General features: G+C 35.3%; 16 protein-coding genes. 3 read left to right on the plus strand and 13 right to left on the minus strand.

Annotated elements, in window-relative coordinates; translation table 11 throughout:
- Window positions 1-3 precede the first annotated feature (3 nt).
- A complete protein-coding gene (locus HMPREF9225_RS09020) occupies window positions 4-933 on the plus strand; it encodes a stalk domain-containing protein (protein WP_008902641.1) in 930 nt (309 codons plus the stop codon).
- A gap of 63 nt (window positions 934-996) precedes the next feature.
- On the opposite strand, the gene HMPREF9225_RS09025 is transcribed toward HMPREF9225_RS09020, so the two are convergent.
- From HMPREF9225_RS09025 to HMPREF9225_RS09080, 12 genes are all read right to left on the minus strand, one after another.
- Window positions 997-2,634, minus strand: coding sequence for a sensor histidine kinase (locus HMPREF9225_RS09025; RefSeq protein ID WP_008902642.1), 1,638 nt, complete (start codon window positions 2,632-2,634; stop codon window positions 997-999).
- 1 nt (window position 2,635) lies between these two features.
- Window positions 2,636-3,286 (minus strand): response regulator transcription factor, encoded by a 651-nt coding sequence (locus HMPREF9225_RS09030; protein WP_008902643.1) that lies wholly within the window; start codon window positions 3,284-3,286, stop codon window positions 2,636-2,638.
- The gene (gene phoU, locus HMPREF9225_RS09035) at window positions 3,267-3,917 is read right to left on the minus strand and encodes a phosphate signaling complex protein PhoU (protein WP_008902644.1); all 651 of its coding nucleotides are present in this window, start codon (window positions 3,915-3,917) and stop codon (window positions 3,267-3,269) included. The genes HMPREF9225_RS09030 and phoU overlap by 20 nt, the downstream gene beginning before the upstream one ends.
- The gene (gene pstB, locus HMPREF9225_RS09040; RefSeq protein WP_008902645.1) at window positions 3,917-4,666 is read right to left on the minus strand and encodes a phosphate ABC transporter ATP-binding protein PstB; all 750 of its coding nucleotides are present in this window, start codon (window positions 4,664-4,666) and stop codon (window positions 3,917-3,919) included. Before pstB ends, phoU begins: the two co-directional genes overlap by 1 nt.
- Window positions 4,659-5,540, minus strand: a complete 882-nt coding sequence (gene pstA / locus HMPREF9225_RS09045) for a phosphate ABC transporter permease PstA (protein ID WP_008902646.1) — start codon at window positions 5,538-5,540, stop codon at window positions 4,659-4,661. The genes pstB and pstA overlap by 8 nt, the downstream gene beginning before the upstream one ends.
- Window positions 5,524-6,432: a phosphate ABC transporter permease subunit PstC gene (gene pstC / locus HMPREF9225_RS09050; RefSeq protein WP_008902647.1), complete on the minus strand. Its 909-nt coding sequence runs from the start codon at window positions 6,430-6,432 to the stop codon at window positions 5,524-5,526. The genes pstA and pstC overlap by 17 nt, the downstream gene beginning before the upstream one ends.
- On the minus strand, window positions 6,429-7,340 hold the full coding sequence (locus HMPREF9225_RS09055; protein ID WP_008902648.1) for a phosphate ABC transporter substrate-binding protein: 912 nt from the start codon (window positions 7,338-7,340) through the stop codon (window positions 6,429-6,431). Before HMPREF9225_RS09055 ends, pstC begins: the two co-directional genes overlap by 4 nt.
- Window positions 7,341-7,493: 153 nt before the next feature.
- Complete coding sequence (locus HMPREF9225_RS09060; RefSeq protein WP_008902649.1) at window positions 7,494-8,093, minus strand: ABC transporter ATP-binding protein; 600 nt, start codon at window positions 8,091-8,093, stop codon at window positions 7,494-7,496.
- A complete protein-coding gene (locus HMPREF9225_RS09065) occupies window positions 8,087-8,869 on the minus strand; it encodes an ATP-binding cassette domain-containing protein (protein WP_141553748.1) in 783 nt (260 codons plus the stop codon). The genes HMPREF9225_RS09060 and HMPREF9225_RS09065 overlap by 7 nt, the downstream gene beginning before the upstream one ends.
- A gap of 4 nt (window positions 8,870-8,873) precedes the next feature.
- Window positions 8,874-9,761, minus strand: coding sequence for an ABC transporter permease (locus HMPREF9225_RS09070; RefSeq protein ID WP_008902651.1), 888 nt, complete (start codon window positions 9,759-9,761; stop codon window positions 8,874-8,876).
- Window positions 9,751-10,728 carry an ABC transporter permease gene (locus tag HMPREF9225_RS09075; RefSeq protein ID WP_008902652.1) on the minus strand — a complete coding sequence of 326 codons (978 nt, stop codon included), beginning with the start codon at window positions 10,726-10,728 and terminating at the stop codon, window positions 9,751-9,753. The genes HMPREF9225_RS09070 and HMPREF9225_RS09075 overlap by 11 nt, the downstream gene beginning before the upstream one ends.
- 13 nt (window positions 10,729-10,741) lie before the next feature.
- Window positions 10,742-12,388: an ABC transporter substrate-binding protein gene (locus tag HMPREF9225_RS09080; RefSeq protein ID WP_008902653.1), complete on the minus strand. Its 1,647-nt coding sequence runs from the start codon at window positions 12,386-12,388 to the stop codon at window positions 10,742-10,744.
- A 199-nt stretch (window positions 12,389-12,587) separates the two neighbouring features.
- Here HMPREF9225_RS09080 and HMPREF9225_RS09085 point away from each other — a divergent pair, with 199 nt between their 5' ends.
- Window positions 12,588-14,189: an ABC transporter ATP-binding protein gene (locus tag HMPREF9225_RS09085; protein ID WP_040551488.1), complete on the plus strand. Its 1,602-nt coding sequence runs from the start codon at window positions 12,588-12,590 to the stop codon at window positions 14,187-14,189.
- Window positions 14,190-14,303: 114 nt separating this feature from the next.
- On the opposite strand, the gene cytX is transcribed toward HMPREF9225_RS09085, so the two are convergent.
- Window positions 14,304-15,485, minus strand: coding sequence for a putative hydroxymethylpyrimidine transporter CytX (gene cytX / locus HMPREF9225_RS09090; protein ID WP_008902655.1), 1,182 nt, complete (start codon window positions 15,483-15,485; stop codon window positions 14,304-14,306).
- A gap of 135 nt (window positions 15,486-15,620) precedes the next feature.
- On the opposite strand from cytX, the gene HMPREF9225_RS09095 reads away from it, so the two are divergent.
- The gene (locus HMPREF9225_RS09095) at window positions 15,621-16,322 is read left to right on the plus strand and encodes a Crp/Fnr family transcriptional regulator (RefSeq protein ID WP_008902656.1); all 702 of its coding nucleotides are present in this window, start codon (window positions 15,621-15,623) and stop codon (window positions 16,320-16,322) included.
- The last annotated feature ends 26 nt before the right edge of the window (window positions 16,323-16,348 follow it).

Below are 16,348 nucleotides of genomic sequence, written 5' to 3' on the forward strand. Positions count from 1 at the left end.
AAAATGAAAAATAAAATATTTACAATTATACTAGCTCTACTACTTGTACCAAGTTTTGTACTTGCAAGCGGTGCAAATAAAATATCCATCGTTTTAAATAACGAAGTAGTTGCTACAGATGTAGAGCCATTTCTAAAGGATAACAGAACCTTTGTACCAGTTAGATTTATTTCTGAAAAACTTGGTTTCAAGGTTGACTGGAACGAAAAAGCACAACTTGTTATTATTACAAACAATAATAAAAAAATCGAACTTACCATCGGTAATAAGGAAGCAAAAGTAGATGGCAAAGCTGCTATGATTGATGTTGCTCCACTTTTAAAGGATAACAGAACCTTTGTACCACTTAGATTTATCTCTGAAAACTTCGGAGTTAAGACTTCTTGGGATGCAAAAACTTACAAAGTTATCCTTGAAACTAAATCTGCTGACGGACTTAATTTAACTGCAGAAGAAAAAGAATACTACGATATGGCTAAGAGTTTAGAAGAAGAATTAAAAATAAAATTTGACGAAATGAAGTCATATCTATTCGAAAATGCAAGCAAGTATAACGAAACTGAGCTTAAAGAAATCTACGAAGCTAAAAAGGCTGAAGCTACTGATATCATAAAGAAGATTGAAGATCTAAAGGTGCCTGATAAGTTTAAAGAATCTCACAATTTCCTACTAAAATCTATGGAAACTCTAAAGAATGTTATAAATGGATTTGACGATTCTCTTATCAAGAAGGATCAAAAGGCTGCTACGAAAGTTGTAGAAGATCTTACAGTTTTTAACATCAGAATTGCAGAACATTTGAAAGCACTTAAATCAAATGCGGAAGGTATTCCTTACAATCCTGATGAAGCTATAAAAAAATACAATGAAACTAAAGACAGCCTACTTGGAGATCCAACTATAAAGAACCTTTTAGACAAAGTTAATAAATAATAAAAAAATTAACCCGGACTTTTAATCTAATGTCCGGGTATTTTTATGGAAAATTTTATTTTTTTATTTTTCAAGTGGAAGATAGATGGTAAAGGTGCTGCCCTTTCCAATTTCTGATGTTACTTCAATCCTTCCTCCGTGGGCTTCTACTATATGTTTTACTATGGATAGTCCAAGTCCTGTGGAGGATATTTTTTTAGATCTGGAGTTATCCACTACATAGAATCTTTCGAAGATTCTGTCTAACAATTCTTCTTCTATTCCTATTCCATTGTCGGATATCTGCACTAAAGCAAATCCATCTTCTTTTGCTATTTTGAACTCGATTTCGCCACCGTCTCTATTGTACTTGATCGCATTGGTTAAGAGGTTCATCATAGCCTCTTTTATCATTTCTCCGTTTACCTTTGCCTTTACCCTGTCAAAATCTTTTACTAGGTTTAGATTTTTATTTTTTATTTCGATTGCAAGGTCGTCACAGACTTCGTCTCCAAGTTCGTCTAAGCTCAACTCTTCGATTATTACAGCATCATTTGCTTCTAGTTTAGATATCTTTAAAAGATCATCTATTAGTCTTTGTAAATTGGTGGATTGTTTGTAGATTATTCCACCGAATTCCTTTATCTTTTCTTCTTCAACATTTCCAGATTTTAGAAGTTCTGCAAATCCTGAGATGATGGTAAGAGGAGTTTTTAGTTCGTGGGTTACATTGCTTGTGAACTCTTCTCTCTTTAATTTTAGGCCCGCTTCATAGGTTTTATCTGTAAGAAGAAGTGCTACTCCTCCTAGAGATTCTGATTCTGGTGAGATGAAGTATTCATAGATTTTATTATCTATTTCAATCTCGCCCTTTATATATTTTCCTTTGAAACCTTCATTTACCGCATCTAGAATTTTAGATTCGTTGGTAAGTTCCAATATATGGGAGCCCTTCTTTGAGTTGATTGGCTTTAATATATTTATGGCAGAATCATTTATCAGAACTAGCCTTAGTGATCTGTCAAATATGACAAGTCCTTCTTTCATTTTCGTTAAGATTGCTTCCACAGTATCGTTTTGACTCTTTTCAATGGAATAGAGTTTTTCAAGTTCTAGATTTTTTTCGTCTATCTCTCTTAGATATGGATCTAGTTCTGGATATAGGTTTTGATGCTTGTAAACTCCTAGTTTTATCGGTTCCGTTATATTTTCTGTAATTCTTTTGGAAATAAAAAGTGAAAGTAGAAATAACGCTACGACTATTAGTATTTCCACTGGAAATATTATTCTAAATATGGAAAATACCGAGTTTACTTCTTTGGCAACCCTGATTATTTTGTCATCCGATTTCATAGCGTGGTAGATGGTGTCCCTGTTTAATGTCTTTGAATACCTTATGGACTTGCCTTCGCCTTTTGCCAGTGCATCTTTTATCTCCGGTCTTTCTCTGTGATTTTCAAAGGTGGAAGAATCTTTCTCACTATCGTATAAAACCTTGCCATCACTATCTATTAAATTTATTCTTAAACCCTGTGCTTTTAATCTTTCCAGGCTGGTCTTATCCATTTCATACTGACTTACTATGAGCCTAGTTGTGGTTTTAAGATTTTTCTCTACGTTTTGTCTATATATTCTATAGAATACAAGTCCAGAGAAAAATGCTGTAAATAGTAAACAGTAGACGGATATCAAAACCATGGAATTAAATATTTTCTTTCTCATATTACTCCATCTTGTAGCCTACGCCACGAATAGTTGCTATATAGTCTTCACCGATTTTTTGTCTTAGACTGGCAATATGCATATCCACCGTTCTCGTCTCTCCAATATAGTCGAAGCCCCATATCTTTTCGATGATATTTTCTCTAGTTAAGACTATGGATTTATTTTCCGCCAAGTATTTTAAAAGTTCAAACTCTTTGTAGGTGAGATTTATTTCTTCTCCGTCCTTTTTAACGGTTCTTCTCTTGGTGTCGATCATAATATCTCTTACTTCGATTTCTTCTGCTTCTCTTCCAATCCTTCTGATGTGAGCTTTGACCCTAGAAATCAGTTCCATTACTCCAAACGGTTTTTTGATATAGTCGTCCGCTCCCGCTTCAAGGCAGCTTACCACATCCATCTCTGCTGATTTTGCGGTTAACATGATTACAAGTGTGTTGTCGAACTTTCTATTTTCTCTAATCTTTTTTAATATTTCCTGTCCGCTCATACCTGGAAGCATTATGTCTAGTAGAATTATATCTGGTAGAATCTCCGTTTTGAAAAAATCTGGACCTTTTTCGAAGGTACTTACTTCAAATCCCTGGGTTGAAAGTGCATATTCAATTAATTTTCTTATATCCTCTTCATCTTCAATTATTGCTATTTTCAATTGTTCCCCCTGTAGAATATTTTACCCATTTTGCAATATTACTACCGTGATCAGCAATTCTTTCGAAATATTTAGCTATAATTATTATATCAACTATCATAGATGCATCTAGATCTCCGTTCTGTATTCTTTTAATCATTCTATTCTTTATATTTATAAATTCTTCGTCCACCGAATCATCTTTTTTCGTCACTTCTTCCGCATCTTCGTAGCTATTTTTGATAAAGGAATAGATTGCACTTTTCACTACATCTTTTGAATAGGTGGCTATATTAAATATTTCAAGGTAGAGATCTTTCTCCACCACAGGATCCATGTCGGCGATTATTCTTGCAATATTTATACATTGGTTTCCGATTCTATTTATATCTGTGACCATTTTTAGGGCGGAACTTATCTTTCTAAAGTCTCCTGCTACCGGTTGAAACTCAAGAAGCATTCTAAGACATGTGTTTTGCACCTGTTTGTCTAGAGAGTCGAGCTCTTCATATACAGAGTTGAAATGTTCGAGGCTTATATCTTCCTCTTCTTTTATCGCTTTTAAAAGTTCTTCAATTGCTCTTTCCACAAGTCTACTCATTTCGAGCATAGTGGTATTTAAATCCAATAATTTATTATCTAATCTATTCATTAACCGAACCTTCCTGTTATATATTCTTCTGTTTTCTTCTTCTTTGGTCTTTCAAATAATTCTAGGGTCGGACCCTCTTCGATTATTTCTCCAAGTAAGAAAAATACTGTTTTGTCAGATATTCTTAAAGCTTGACTCATATTATGGGTGACAATTATTATTGTGTAGTCCTTCTTTAATCTGTCCACCAATTCTTCAATCTTTGAAGTGGATATAGGATCTAGTGCAGAGGTTGGCTCATCCATAAGTAGCACTTCTGGCTTCGTTGCCAAGGCTCTTGCGATGCAAAGTCTTTGTTGTTGCCCACCAGATAATCCAAGAGCTGAGCTCTTAAGTCTGTCTTTAACTTCGTCTAAAAGAGCTGCATCATAGAGAGACCTCTCAACTATTTCGTTTAACTCCTTTTTATTTTTTATTCCTTGAACTCTTGGACCGAAGGCTACATTGTCATAGATGGATTTTGGAAATGGGTTTGGATTTTGAAATACCATTCCAACCCTCCATCTCAGTTCAATTGGGTCCATCTCTGTAAAAATATCTTTGCCATCAAGTAGAATTTTGCCATCTACTTTTGAATTGTCATTTAAGTCGCTCATTCTATTTAAGATTTTTAAAAATGTACTCTTTCCGCATCCAGAAGGTCCGATAAGTGCCGTCACTTCCTTCTCCTCCATCTCCACGTTTATATCTTTTAGAGCTTTGAAATTTCCATAATAAAAATCCAGGTTCTCTATTTTAAATTTACTCAACTTTTCCTCCCAATTTTCTATCCAATGATTTTGAATACTTCCTTACAAATATATTGAAAAGAAGAACTATTATTATAAGCACCGCAGAAGAAAAGTTTGCTATATCTTTTGCGTTTACTGCCGTTGATTCTGTGAACTGCGCCCATATATGAAGGGACAATGTCTCTGCTGGTCTAAATGGATTTAAGAAGTTGGTCCTAGATGTAATATCTAAGTTTGACCAAACTATGTCCGTACTCATTCCCGCCGTATATAGAAGTGCCGCTGCTTCTCCAAATGATCTTCCCGCTGCAAGTAGTACTCCCGTGAAGATTCTTGAGATACAAGCTGGAAGCAAAACTTGTAAGATTGTAATCTTAGATGTTGCTCCAAGGGCGTAGGCTCCAAGTCTTACTTCTTGTTTAACTCCGTTTAGTGCATCGATGGTTGTAGTTGCAATAAGTGGTACTGAGAGAATTGAAAGTGTAAGAGCTCCTGCGAGCATGTTCCACTTTGCTCCTGTCATTAATATAAAAACCAAGTATCCAAAGAGTCCAACGATGATAGAAGGAAGCGAACTTAGAGTTTCTATTGAAAGCTTAATAAATTTCTTCATCCTTCCTTCCTTTGCAAACTCAACGATGTAGATCCCCGTTAAGATTCCAATGGGGGCAGAAAATACCAAGGATAGAAATACCATATAGATGGTGTTTAGGACCTGGTTCATTATTCCCTTTCTGGTAAAGGTTAAAAATTCTAAATCGAATGATCTTATCCCCTTTAAAACCACATAACTTACAAATGCCATAAGCAGAAGTATGATCATCGCCGCAACAGTGGTAAATAAAACTGTGATGCATTTATCTATCTTTCTTGCCCTATTTATTTTGTTCATTTCTATCTCCTACCTTGTGAATTAAAAATATTAAAAGAATGGAAATTATAAATAGTAGCGCTGACATGGACCATAGAACTGAATTGTACTCCGTCTTGTCAAAAGTATTTCCCATGTTCGATGCAATTACAGAAGTTAGAGTTGAGGCAGATTCAAAGATGGATTTTGGTACATTTCTAGTCTTTCCAATTACCATGGATACTGCAAGTGCTTCTCCCATGGCTCTTGTAAGTCCAAGAATAATTCCCGTAATCATTCCAGATTTTCCCGCAGGAACTAGAACTTTGTAAATCATTTGCCATCTCGTTGTGCCCAGTGCATAGGATGCATCTTTGTAAGCTTTTGGAACTCCTTTTAGAGAGTCGATCATGACAGATGCAATGGTCGGAAAAATCATGACAGATAGAACTATTGCAGCAGTGAAGATATTATTTCCATAGCTTAGATTAAATAGATTTCTTATAAATGGTACAAGCACCACCAGTCCCGTCCATCCATAGACGATGGATGGAATCGCAACGAATATTTCTATGGTTGGTCTTAAAAATTTCTCTCCCAATTTAGGAGACACTTCAGTTATAAATATTGAAGATATTGCCGCAAACGGAGTTGCAAATAGAAGCGCTAGTCCACATGTGTAAAAAGAGCCAAGTATAAATGGTACTGATCCAACAGTGCCCTTGGCTCCCACAGAATCCGCAGGATTAAAATCAGATGAGAATAGAAATTCTTTTAGAGAATGTCCAAGGGCAGTAAATGTATACTGTCCCTTGTACATTAAGAATACTCCTATAAAGATAGTTATAAGGATGGTAGAAAATGAAATCCCATATACTATCCCTCTGAACATTGTGTCCTGGCTAGATATTTTTCTTGTTCTCTCTCTTATCATCTTTCTACTTTCATATTGGAAGTTGCGCCGTAACCTTGTTCTTCAATATGAGATGCATACTCATCGGACATGATGTAGTCGATAAATGCTTTTACCACTTCATTAGGTTCGCCTTTTGTATACATGTGTTCATATCCCCAAACAGGATAACTTCCGTCGTAAGTTGTTTCAAGACTAGGTTTAACACCATCTATGGCAACAGGGGTAACGTCACTGTTATTTATAATATATGGTAGAGCTACATATCCAATTGCACCTTTGTTTGATTTTATAGTTTCTAGAAGTTCTCCAGAGTTATCTGTTTCTAGATAAGATTCACCTTGAGTCTTATCTCCATCAAGGGCATATTCTGTAAATAGTGCTCTAGTTCCTGAAGAGTCAGGTCTTGTTACTAATAGAATCTTTTCATCAGGGCCGCCAACTTCGCTCCAGTTTTTAATTTCACCTGTAAAGATTTTCTTAAGCTGATCTTTTGTTAGGTCGTTTACTTTTTCTCCAATATCGTTATTAACTATTGCAGCCATTGTAACTACACATACTTTGTGGTCCACCAATTCTTTTGCTTTTTCTGCATCTAGTTTATCTTCTGCAAATACGTCAGAAGATCCAATATCTACTGAACCGTCAAATACTTGTTTAAGTCCAGTTCCAGATCCTCCACCATTAACTGTGATGGAAATATTTGGTTCAACTTCTTTGAATTTGTCTGCAGCGTCTTGTGCAAGTGGAAGTAGTGCAGATGATCCAGATGCTGTGATGGATCCTTCTAACTTATCTGACTTTTCTTCAGTCTTTGTGTTTGTGTTTGTCTTTTCGTTTGTACTATTTTTCTTAGCTGTATCTTTTCCGCAAGCCACTAGTAGGGCAAATGCTAGGACGATAACTAATCCTTTCATAAAATTTTTCATTATTATCACCTCTTGACTTTCATTATAGGTGGTTAGTGTAAAGGCAATATAAAGATTAATCCTAGTTTATGTAAAGAATCTTTACAATTAAATTTTATTTGCAATTCATCTCATAAAAAAACCACCTTCGATATTAATCTAAAGGTGGTTATTTTAAAATTTTGTAAGATCTATGACCTCTCCGTCAAGTCTTTCTATAAGTCTCTTATTGTGGGAGATTAAAATCATTCCCATATTGTGTTCTATTCTAAAATGTTTTAGCACTTCGAAGAGTTGCACCTGAGTTATTGCATCTACCATGGTGGTTATTTCGTCAAGAACCAGGTACTTCGTCTCACCAGACATTATTCTTGCAAGGCAAATTCTTTGGAGCTCTCCTCCAGATAATTCCTGTGGAAATTTCTCCAGCCAGTAGTCCTTTATTCCGAATTTTTCTGCCACATCTCGATTTACATTCCAACCCTCATTTAAAATCTTGCCGATCTTCCATCTTCTGTTTACAGATTTTTCCGGATGTTGAAATGCCATCTGCACAGGAAGATATCCTTTGTAGTCTAGAATGTTTTTGCCGTCGACCAAGACTTCTCCTCTACTTGGTTTTAAATATCCTCCGATTAATTTGCCTAAGGTTGATTTTCCATATCCGGATGGTGCGGTTATAATCGTCAGTCCTCCCGGTGAAAGACTCAAATTTATATTTTTTAAAACTTCTTTATTTCCATATGAAAACGAAACATTTTTAACTTCTAGCATAGGTCACCTGCTTCTATTGAATGGAATCCATTTTCTGGAAGAGCTCTAAATAATGCCCTAGAATATGGATGGGCAAGTCCACTTCCATCTTCGCCTATCTTTTCTATTTCTGTAGTTTCTATAATAGTTCCGTCATAGAAAAATGCAATTCTATCTGCACATTTCATCGCCATTTCGATGTCGTGGGTGATTACCACCGCAGATTTCCCTTTAGCTTTCACAGATTTAAAATAATTTATGATGGTGTCAGTGCTTTTCGTATCCATTCCCGGCGTTGGTTCGTCTGCTATGATGAGATTTGCATCCGCAAGAATTGAATCTGAAACTAGAATTCTTCTTAACATTCCACCAGAAAGTTCGTGGGGATATAGATTTAAAACATCTTTTTCTAAACCGAATTCTTGGTAAACTCTTTCCACATCTCTTTTATCTGCAGTGTATTCGCTCTGTCTTCCAACTTTTAAAAGGGGATTTAGTGAGTTTACTGTCTGTGGTATAAAAGAAATTTCTCTTCCATAGAGTTTATTTAATCTCTCCTTGGTTAAATCTTCTCCCTTATACTTTATTTCTCCAGAAACTAATGCGTTATATGGAAGAAGGTCCAAAATCGCGTGAGCAAGTAGACTCTTCCCTGAGCCTGATGCGCCGAAAATAGCTAGGATTTCTCCATCCCTTACTTCCAAATCCAAATCGTGAACCACGTGGACGATCCTCTTTCTAAAGAAGCTTGTATATTGTTCAAATGATATATTTAAATTTTTAACTGTGAGTAACATAACATCACCTGTGAATTTCATTTGGATCTAGGAAACTTTTTAGATTTTCTCCCAACCTATTTACACATAACACCAAGAATACGAGCATAAGCCCAGGAAATAGTGCAAGATAAATATGTCCTGTGGTTATATACTTCATACTCTCTTGAAGAATGATTCCTATTGCCGGAGTGGAAAGTGAAAGTCCAAATCCAAGAAATGTTATCCCCGCTTCGTGTAAAATCGCGTGTGGAAATAATAGTACAAGCCCTACCAATATCTGTGGAAGTAGGTGCGGCAAAATATGATTCTTAAAGATATAGAAATTGCTTTTTCCCATGGCTTTTGAAATTTTTATATAGTTCTCATCCAGAAGTTCTAGAATTTCTGATCGAAGAATCCTCGTAAGTCCAGTCCAATGTGTGAGGGCAAGTCCGATTATAACTCCTCTTATTCCCCTTCCAACAGCAACGGAAATGAGTATTAAAAACATCATATGTGGTATGGATAAGAATCCGTCGATTAAGAAATTTACAACTGTATCCGTCTTTTCTTTTCCAACTACAAGTAAAATACAAAATATTATTGAGATTAAAAAACTGGCAATGGTTCCGATAAATCCAACTTTAATGGAAGTTGCGAGACCTTTAATCGTTCTAAGATACATATCTCTTCCTGCATGATCTGTGCCAAAGATATGATCTCTAGACGGAGCCATAAGTTTTTCTCTGAAGTTTGAAGATAGTGCTTCTTCATTTATAAGTGATCCATGAATATATACATAGAGAATAAATGATGCGGTTAAGATCATGATGATCATCATCCAAATTCTTTTTCTGCTAAGTTCTTCCTTGTATTCAACTTGCCTTTCCTTAAGCAGACTTTCTCTTATGGTACTTGAATCAATCTTCATCTTGCCACCTCATTCTCGGATCTAGAATTACATACATAAGGTCGCACATTCTATTTCCAACATAGACAAATATCATACTGAAAAGAACGAGACCAAGTAGTAGAGGTACGTCTCCTCTTAGACCAGCTTCTACAGTTAGACTTCCAAGTCCCGGATAGTTAAATACATTTTCTGCAAGGACTGCTCCAGAAAATAATTCGCTAAAGTATGTAAATTGTATGGTGAGTCCTGGTAGGATCATATTTTTTAAGGCGTAACTATTTACGATCCTGTTCTTTTTTATTCCTCTTGAATAGGCGTAGAGCACATATTCTGAATTCATAACGTCTATGACCTTCTGCCTGGTGTGAAGGGCAATATTTGAAATTCCAACTATGGCAAGAGTTATTCCCGGCAGTATCATGTGGTGAAGCCTACTTGCTATGGAAATATCTTTTTCAAGCATTCCTATTGGACTTCCCATGGATGCAGGAAATAGTCCTAGCTTAATGGAAAATATTATAATCATAAGCATTCCCACCCAAAATTGTGGTGTAGATGCCAAAACTATTGCGTATAATTTTATAGATCTATCTCTTAAACTATTTTCGTTTGAACCTGCGACAATTCCTAAAAATAGCCCGAATATTCCTTGAATAATCCAGGCAAAACTCATAAGCATTATTGATGATTTGAAACCTCTTTTTATTATTTCCAGAACAGGTCTTCCATAGATGTTTGAAATCCCAAGATTTCCTCTTACAAGATGGCAAATCCAAATCCAGTATCTTTTTATAAATGGAAGGTCAAGTCCCCACTCTCTTATAAGTTTCTCTCTCATCTCAGGTGTAAGACCCACGCCTCTGCTCCTCGCAAAGGCAGAGACGGGATCAATAGGGGAGATGTCCATCAAAAGAAAAGATATAAATGTTACAAAGATTAGTAAACAAATGAAGTAAGTTATTTGTTTTAGTACTTTTTTAGCCATCTTCCCCTCCTATTTATTTAGTCCATTTCCAATTAGAAATGTTGTCTAACATTGGCCATCCACCACCGTGTGGTTGAATTTTTTGTCTACCTATATCGAGACCATCTCTTACTAGGTACACATGATTTTCATTTACAAGCCATACCCATGGGCAGTCTCCCTTAGCAGAAAGTCCTGTTTCTCCATCCCATTGAGCAAGCTTGAAGTTTTCATTTAACTCTTCAACAGTATCTGAAGATAATCCTTTTTCAAAATATTCGTCAACTTTTTTATTTGAATAGAAGTTTGAGTTGTAGTATTCAACTCCTCTGTACAAAGATGAATAACTGTAGAACATTTCAAGTGGATCGTAACCTCCCCAACCGAATAGAACTGCGTCTGAATACATATGTGGAGTTACGAAGTCCCAGTCTCCGAATAGAGGATTAATTTCGATACCGATTTTTTTCGCTTGGTCGCAGAAATAAACCGCTATGTCTTCACGATCTTGGTATGCGTAGTAGAGGTCAAACTTAGCTTTTACGCCGTCTTTTTCTCTAATTCCATCAGTTCCTTCTACCCAACCTGCATCCTCTAGGATCTTCTTAGCTTTTTCTATGTCTCCGTCATTTTCTTCTACAGTTTTATCGTTAAACCATGGAAGTCCATCAGCGATAGAATATGCAGGAGTACCTTCTCCATCTAGGATAGTTTCGATCATTTCTTTTCTATCCATAGCGATATCAAGAGCGCGTCTGATATTTATATCGGAAGTAACATTGTTTCCGATAGGTGAACCAGGCATGATTGATTTATCATCCGTCACCTTTCCTGTAGATGGAACAGTTGGAAGAGATATCCCTCTGTTGTCTACAGTCTTTATAGATTCAATGTGAAATCCTGGGAAATCTGTGTGCTTTGCAGTAATAGGAATTCTAATTACATCGCAATCACCAGCTTTTGCTGTAGCAAGAGCTTGGTCTTGATCCTTAAAGAATAAAAATGTAATTTTCTTAAAAGGAACTTTTTCTCCGATATAGTATTCGTTTGGCTCAACTATAAGTTGTTGACCAACCTTCCATTCAACTAGCTTAAATGGACCGGAGCCAATAGGATTCTTTCCATAGTCAGGACCATAAGATTTTTCTGGCACGATTGCAAGTGAACACATGGATGATGTAAAAGAAATATCTGGTTCATTTAGATGAATCTCAATGTGTTTATCATCAGTTGCAACAGCATCTACAAGTCTAGTTAGATTAACTCCTGGAGTACCTTCCTTTTTAGCAAGATTGTATGTAAAAGCCACGTCACTTGCAGTTAAATCTGAACCATCTGAGAATTTTAAGTCTTCTTTAAGTTCAACTTTAATAGTTTTTTTGTCTTCTGAAAGTTCATAAGATTTTGCAAGATCAGGAACTATATTTAAATCCAGGTCTCTTTTAAGTAGAGCTGATTGGAAAATAGAAGTTCCGTAGTGCCCAGAGCCATGTATAGGGTCCCAACCCTTGTCCGGTTCAGAACCAAAACCTAGCACAAGCTCATCCTTGTTAGCTAAACTTTCTGTCTCTACATTGTTCTTATCGTTTGCGGCTTGATTTCCATCATCCTTTTTGCCACAAGATGTAAGAATTAATGTAAATAATAATAAAATAGATAATTTTTTAAATAATTTTTTCATAAATACCTCCTATTTGAAATTTTATCATAGTCTAACATTTGTTACAATAATTCAAAATAATATGCAATTTGTTACAAAAATATAATTATTTTTAGTTTTGAAAATTACTTGAAGTGATTTTTGTTTAATAAAAATTTTTATGACAATATATATGGTAAAATCATATTTAGAGACTATTTTAAAAATTCAGGAGGAGAATATGTTTAATAAACATTTTTCAGAAATTAAAAAAACTCAATTAATTGCAATCATAACTGGAATGATGAATTCTATCGGTGCTGTTCTAAGTGCTTTTATGATTCAAAAAATCGTGGACGCAGTTACTTCTAACGAAGTGCATCTAATAAAGGATCTGTCCATCAAATTCGTTATACTTTTAGTAGCATTTTTAATAGTTAGTTTCGCTTTTCAATACTATTTAAGGATTATTATTCAAACCGGTTCTTTTCAAATTAGAAAGAATTTATTTTCCAATCTTTTTAAACTGGACTACATAGATATTTCTAAGTTTAAATCTGGAGATATATTAACATCCATTACCAGCGATACTGAACGTATTTCTGAAATGTATTCTCTATCCACAGTTACAACTTTTATGATGGCGACCCAATTTATAATAACCATAAGCCTTATTACCTACTACAACTACTTTGTAAGTATATTTGCTCTAGTCTGTGTCTTAATCGGTATGTTTGTTTCTAAGATAACTTCTAAGAAAATCGCGGAATATAGCGTAGAGCTTCAAGCTATCTCTGGAAAAGAAAATTCCCAAATCATAGAGACCATTGAGGGTGCAAGGACTGTTAAACAACTGAAAAAAGAAGAGTATTTCTTCGATGAATATAAAAATATACTAGATGATAAGTACAAGGTCTCTAAAAAGCTTGCCGTACAAATAGCTCTCTACTCTGACGTGTATGTATTTGCAAATAATATTATGCCTTTTGCAACCGTTGTTATTTCATTAATATTTGTACTTAGAGGAACTATGACCATTGGACAACTTGTTGCAATTCTTTCTATCGCAGGAGCCCTTACCGAACCGATCACATTCCTTGGAGATCTTATAAGCAAGAAAAAAGTTGCTGACGAACTTCTAAAGAAGAATGAAAATCTATTGGAACTTCCTAGTGTAGATACTAAGAAACCTATGCTAAACACAGGCAGCTCATTTGAAAGTCTAGATTTTAAATCATCTGGCTATTCCTTTGGAGAGAGAACTATCCTAGAAGATGTTGATTTTACTTTAAATAAGGGAAGAGTCTACGCCATCGTTGGAGAAAGCGGTAAGGGCAAATCTACTATTTACAATATTATTTCTAAGTTCGTGGATAATAAAGATGTAAAAGTTTTGATAAATGGAAAGGATATTTCCGAGATTTCATCAGCTGCCATCTATGACAATATCATGCAGGTGGACCAAAAACCTTTCACTATCAATAAATCCATTAAAGAAAATATAATCCTTGGGGATAAATTTAGTAATGAAGAACTAAATAAAGTTATCGAAGTTTGCCAACTTAAAAACTTGGTAAAGGAGAAGGGATTAGATTTTGTAATCGATGAAAGAGGAGAAAATGTAAGTGGTGGAGAAAAACAGAGAATTTCAATTGCAAGGATGCTTATAAGAAAACCAGATCTTCTACTTCTTGACGAGCCTACCAGTGCTCTTGACGAAGCTACCAGCGAAAACTTCGTAAGTGATCTTGTAGATTTTGCAAAGGAAGAAAATATCACCATCGTATCCATCACCCACAGAGAAGACTTTACGAAAAAAGCGGATGAAATTATTAGAATTTAAATTTAAAATTAAGCAGGCTTACATAAAAATAAGCCTGTTTTTTTGTATTGAATTAAATTTAATCAGCATTTTAAAAATTTATAAAAAAATAGAACCTTGCGGCTCTATTTAAAATTACTTTCCTTCTATTTTCTTGTTAGATTTTTTTATTATCAGTCCTATTCTATTTAGGATAACCGTGATTGCGATGGTGATAAGAATATTTACAAATGTTACTCCTAGATAAAAGTCCTTAGTTAGAAGCTTTCTATAAATTATAAATCCAATTGCCCAGGATAGTAAGTGACTGATTTCAAATTCTTTTCTAATATATTTTGATTTGAGAATTAATTGGTCTGCTATCAATACTGCTGTCATAGGTGCAAAGACTGAACCTATAAGATATAAAAATCCTGTAATGTCATCCATATTGTAGACCATTGCGAGTACTGTTCCAAGTATTGTTACTACAACTCCGACGGTCTTCGCATTAAGCCTTTTAAAAATACTTTTAGAAGATATCCCTGCTGAATATGCATCGAGGAAAGTGGTGGTAACTGTAGATAGTACGACTATTAAAAGTCCGATTGTTCCTATTCCCGCCTTGATCATCACAAGTGAAATATCCGTTTCTCCTGCATATAACGCTGCTCCAAGTCCGATAAATTGCATCCATATACTTACTATGGTGTAGACTCCTGCTGCAACAAATGCGCCTATCTTTTTCTTTTCTGAGTTCATGGTGTAATCACCTACGACTGGTATCCAAGATAGTGGCATCGCTGCTCCAAGTTCCACTGCTGCTCCGAAACTCATTGCATCGCCCATTGGTCCTGCTGCTTCACCTGAGAATACATGACGACTTAGAATAATAGTAAGTACAAATAGTAGTGTCATAGCAAGGGTATTTATCCATTTAAGTGATGTAATTCCAACTACTATCCAGAGTACTATAAGTGCTCCTATAACCACTGCCCATACTCCACTACCATACTTTAAGATTTCACCTGCTGATAGTGCTCCGTCATAAATCATGATGGCAGTCCATCCTGCAAGTTGAACGACATTTAATACTGCAAACAGGATTCCTCCCTTCTTACCGAAGGTAATCTTTACGGTTTCCATTGAAGATTTTTCACTTCGCTCTGAAATATATCCTGCTAAGTACATAAAAATAAAGCCAATTAAATGGCCAAGTAAGATTGCATATGCCCCATTTTTTAGTCCAAGAGATGCGTAGTAGGTTCCAGTTAACATTTCTGCAATAGACACACCTGCTCCGAACCAAATCAGTGCATGTTCTGAATTTTTTGTCATTTATTCACCTCTAAAATAATTATAATTTACGATTTTTTATTTTTCAACCTTGAAGATATTTTATTTAGGTGATAAGCTAGAACAAAATGAGGTTATCGAAATAAAAAAGTATTTAGAAATACAAAGGAGATTTTTATGGATATACTACTTAACAATATAAAAATAGATAGCAAAGATATCCCTATGCTTTCCATGCTCTCAGAGGAAGAACTTTCTATGATGACTTCATCCCTTGAGGCTCAATATGTAAAAAGGGGTGAGACCATATTCACTTCAGGTCATCCTGCAGATGTAATGTTCATTCTTCATGAAGGAGTTTTCAAACTTTCGATGCCCCTTACTGATGGTAGAGAGCAGATTATGTACCTGTTCACCGCAGGCGATTTTGTTGGAGGATTAAATATTTTATCCGGAGATAAGTATGTATACAATGCTGTGTGCCTCGCCGACTCTCTTATAATTAAAATTTCTTCAGATGATTTTAGAAATGTACTTCTTAAAAATTATGATTTCTTGATGATCTTAATTGAGCAATGTTACGAAAGAATTAGAAAGTCCGAATCCCTTGTGGATATTCTATCTGGTATAAATGCGGATATGAAGGTTGCAAAACTTCTTATAAATTTTGCAAATCTCTACGGCAAGGTTACCAAGGACGGAATCCTTCTCGACTTAAATATAAATAGAGAGGAACTTGGATTCTATTCAGGAGTAACGAGAGAAACCATCTCTAGAAAGTTAAATCAATTTGAAAAGGCAAAGATCGTAAGACTTCTTCCAAAGGGCAATATCCTCATCAGGAAGATGGACGTCTTGGAAAATATAGTAAGCTCATAAAAATAGGAAGGGTGTATGAAAACATC

The organism is Peptoniphilus duerdenii ATCC BAA-1640, assembly GCF_000146345.1.
Taxonomy (GTDB): Bacteria; Bacillota; Clostridia; order Tissierellales; family Peptoniphilaceae; genus Peptoniphilus_B; species Peptoniphilus_B duerdenii.

What these genes read in the sequence shown, in the direction of transcription:
- HMPREF9225_RS09095 (WP_008902656.1), top strand. Translation starts at nt 15,621, where the DNA reads ATGGATATACTACTTAACAATATAAAAATAGATAGCAAAGATATCCCT.
- HMPREF9225_RS09085 (WP_040551488.1), top strand. Translation starts at nt 12,588, where the DNA reads ATGTTTAATAAACATTTTTCAGAAATTAAAAAAACTCAATTAATTGCA.
- HMPREF9225_RS09065 (WP_141553748.1), bottom strand. Translation starts at nt 8,869, where the DNA reads ATGTTACTCACAGTTAAAAATTTAAATATATCATTTGAACAATATACA.
- pstC (WP_008902647.1), bottom strand. Translation starts at nt 6,432, where the DNA reads ATGATAAGAGAGAGAACAAGAAAAATATCTAGCCAGGACACAATGTTC.
- phoU (WP_008902644.1), bottom strand. Translation starts at nt 3,917, where the DNA reads ATGAATAGATTAGATAATAAATTATTGGATTTAAATACCACTATGCTC.
- HMPREF9225_RS09075 (WP_008902652.1), bottom strand. Translation starts at nt 10,728, where the DNA reads ATGGCTAAAAAAGTACTAAAACAAATAACTTACTTCATTTGTTTACTA.
- HMPREF9225_RS09080 (WP_008902653.1), bottom strand. Translation starts at nt 12,388, where the DNA reads ATGAAAAAATTATTTAAAAAATTATCTATTTTATTATTATTTACATTA.
- cytX (WP_008902655.1), bottom strand. Translation starts at nt 15,485, where the DNA reads ATGACAAAAAATTCAGAACATGCACTGATTTGGTTCGGAGCAGGTGTG.
- HMPREF9225_RS09020 (WP_008902641.1), top strand. Translation starts at nt 4, where the DNA reads ATGAAAAATAAAATATTTACAATTATACTAGCTCTACTACTTGTACCA.
- HMPREF9225_RS09055 (WP_008902648.1), bottom strand. Translation starts at nt 7,340, where the DNA reads ATGAAAAATTTTATGAAAGGATTAGTTATCGTCCTAGCATTTGCCCTA.
- HMPREF9225_RS09070 (WP_008902651.1), bottom strand. Translation starts at nt 9,761, where the DNA reads ATGAAGATTGATTCAAGTACCATAAGAGAAAGTCTGCTTAAGGAAAGG.
- HMPREF9225_RS09060 (WP_008902649.1), bottom strand. Translation starts at nt 8,093, where the DNA reads ATGCTAGAAGTTAAAAATGTTTCGTTTTCATATGGAAATAAAGAAGTT.
- HMPREF9225_RS09025 (WP_008902642.1), bottom strand. Translation starts at nt 2,634, where the DNA reads ATGAGAAAGAAAATATTTAATTCCATGGTTTTGATATCCGTCTACTGT.
- pstA (WP_008902646.1), bottom strand. Translation starts at nt 5,540, where the DNA reads ATGAACAAAATAAATAGGGCAAGAAAGATAGATAAATGCATCACAGTT.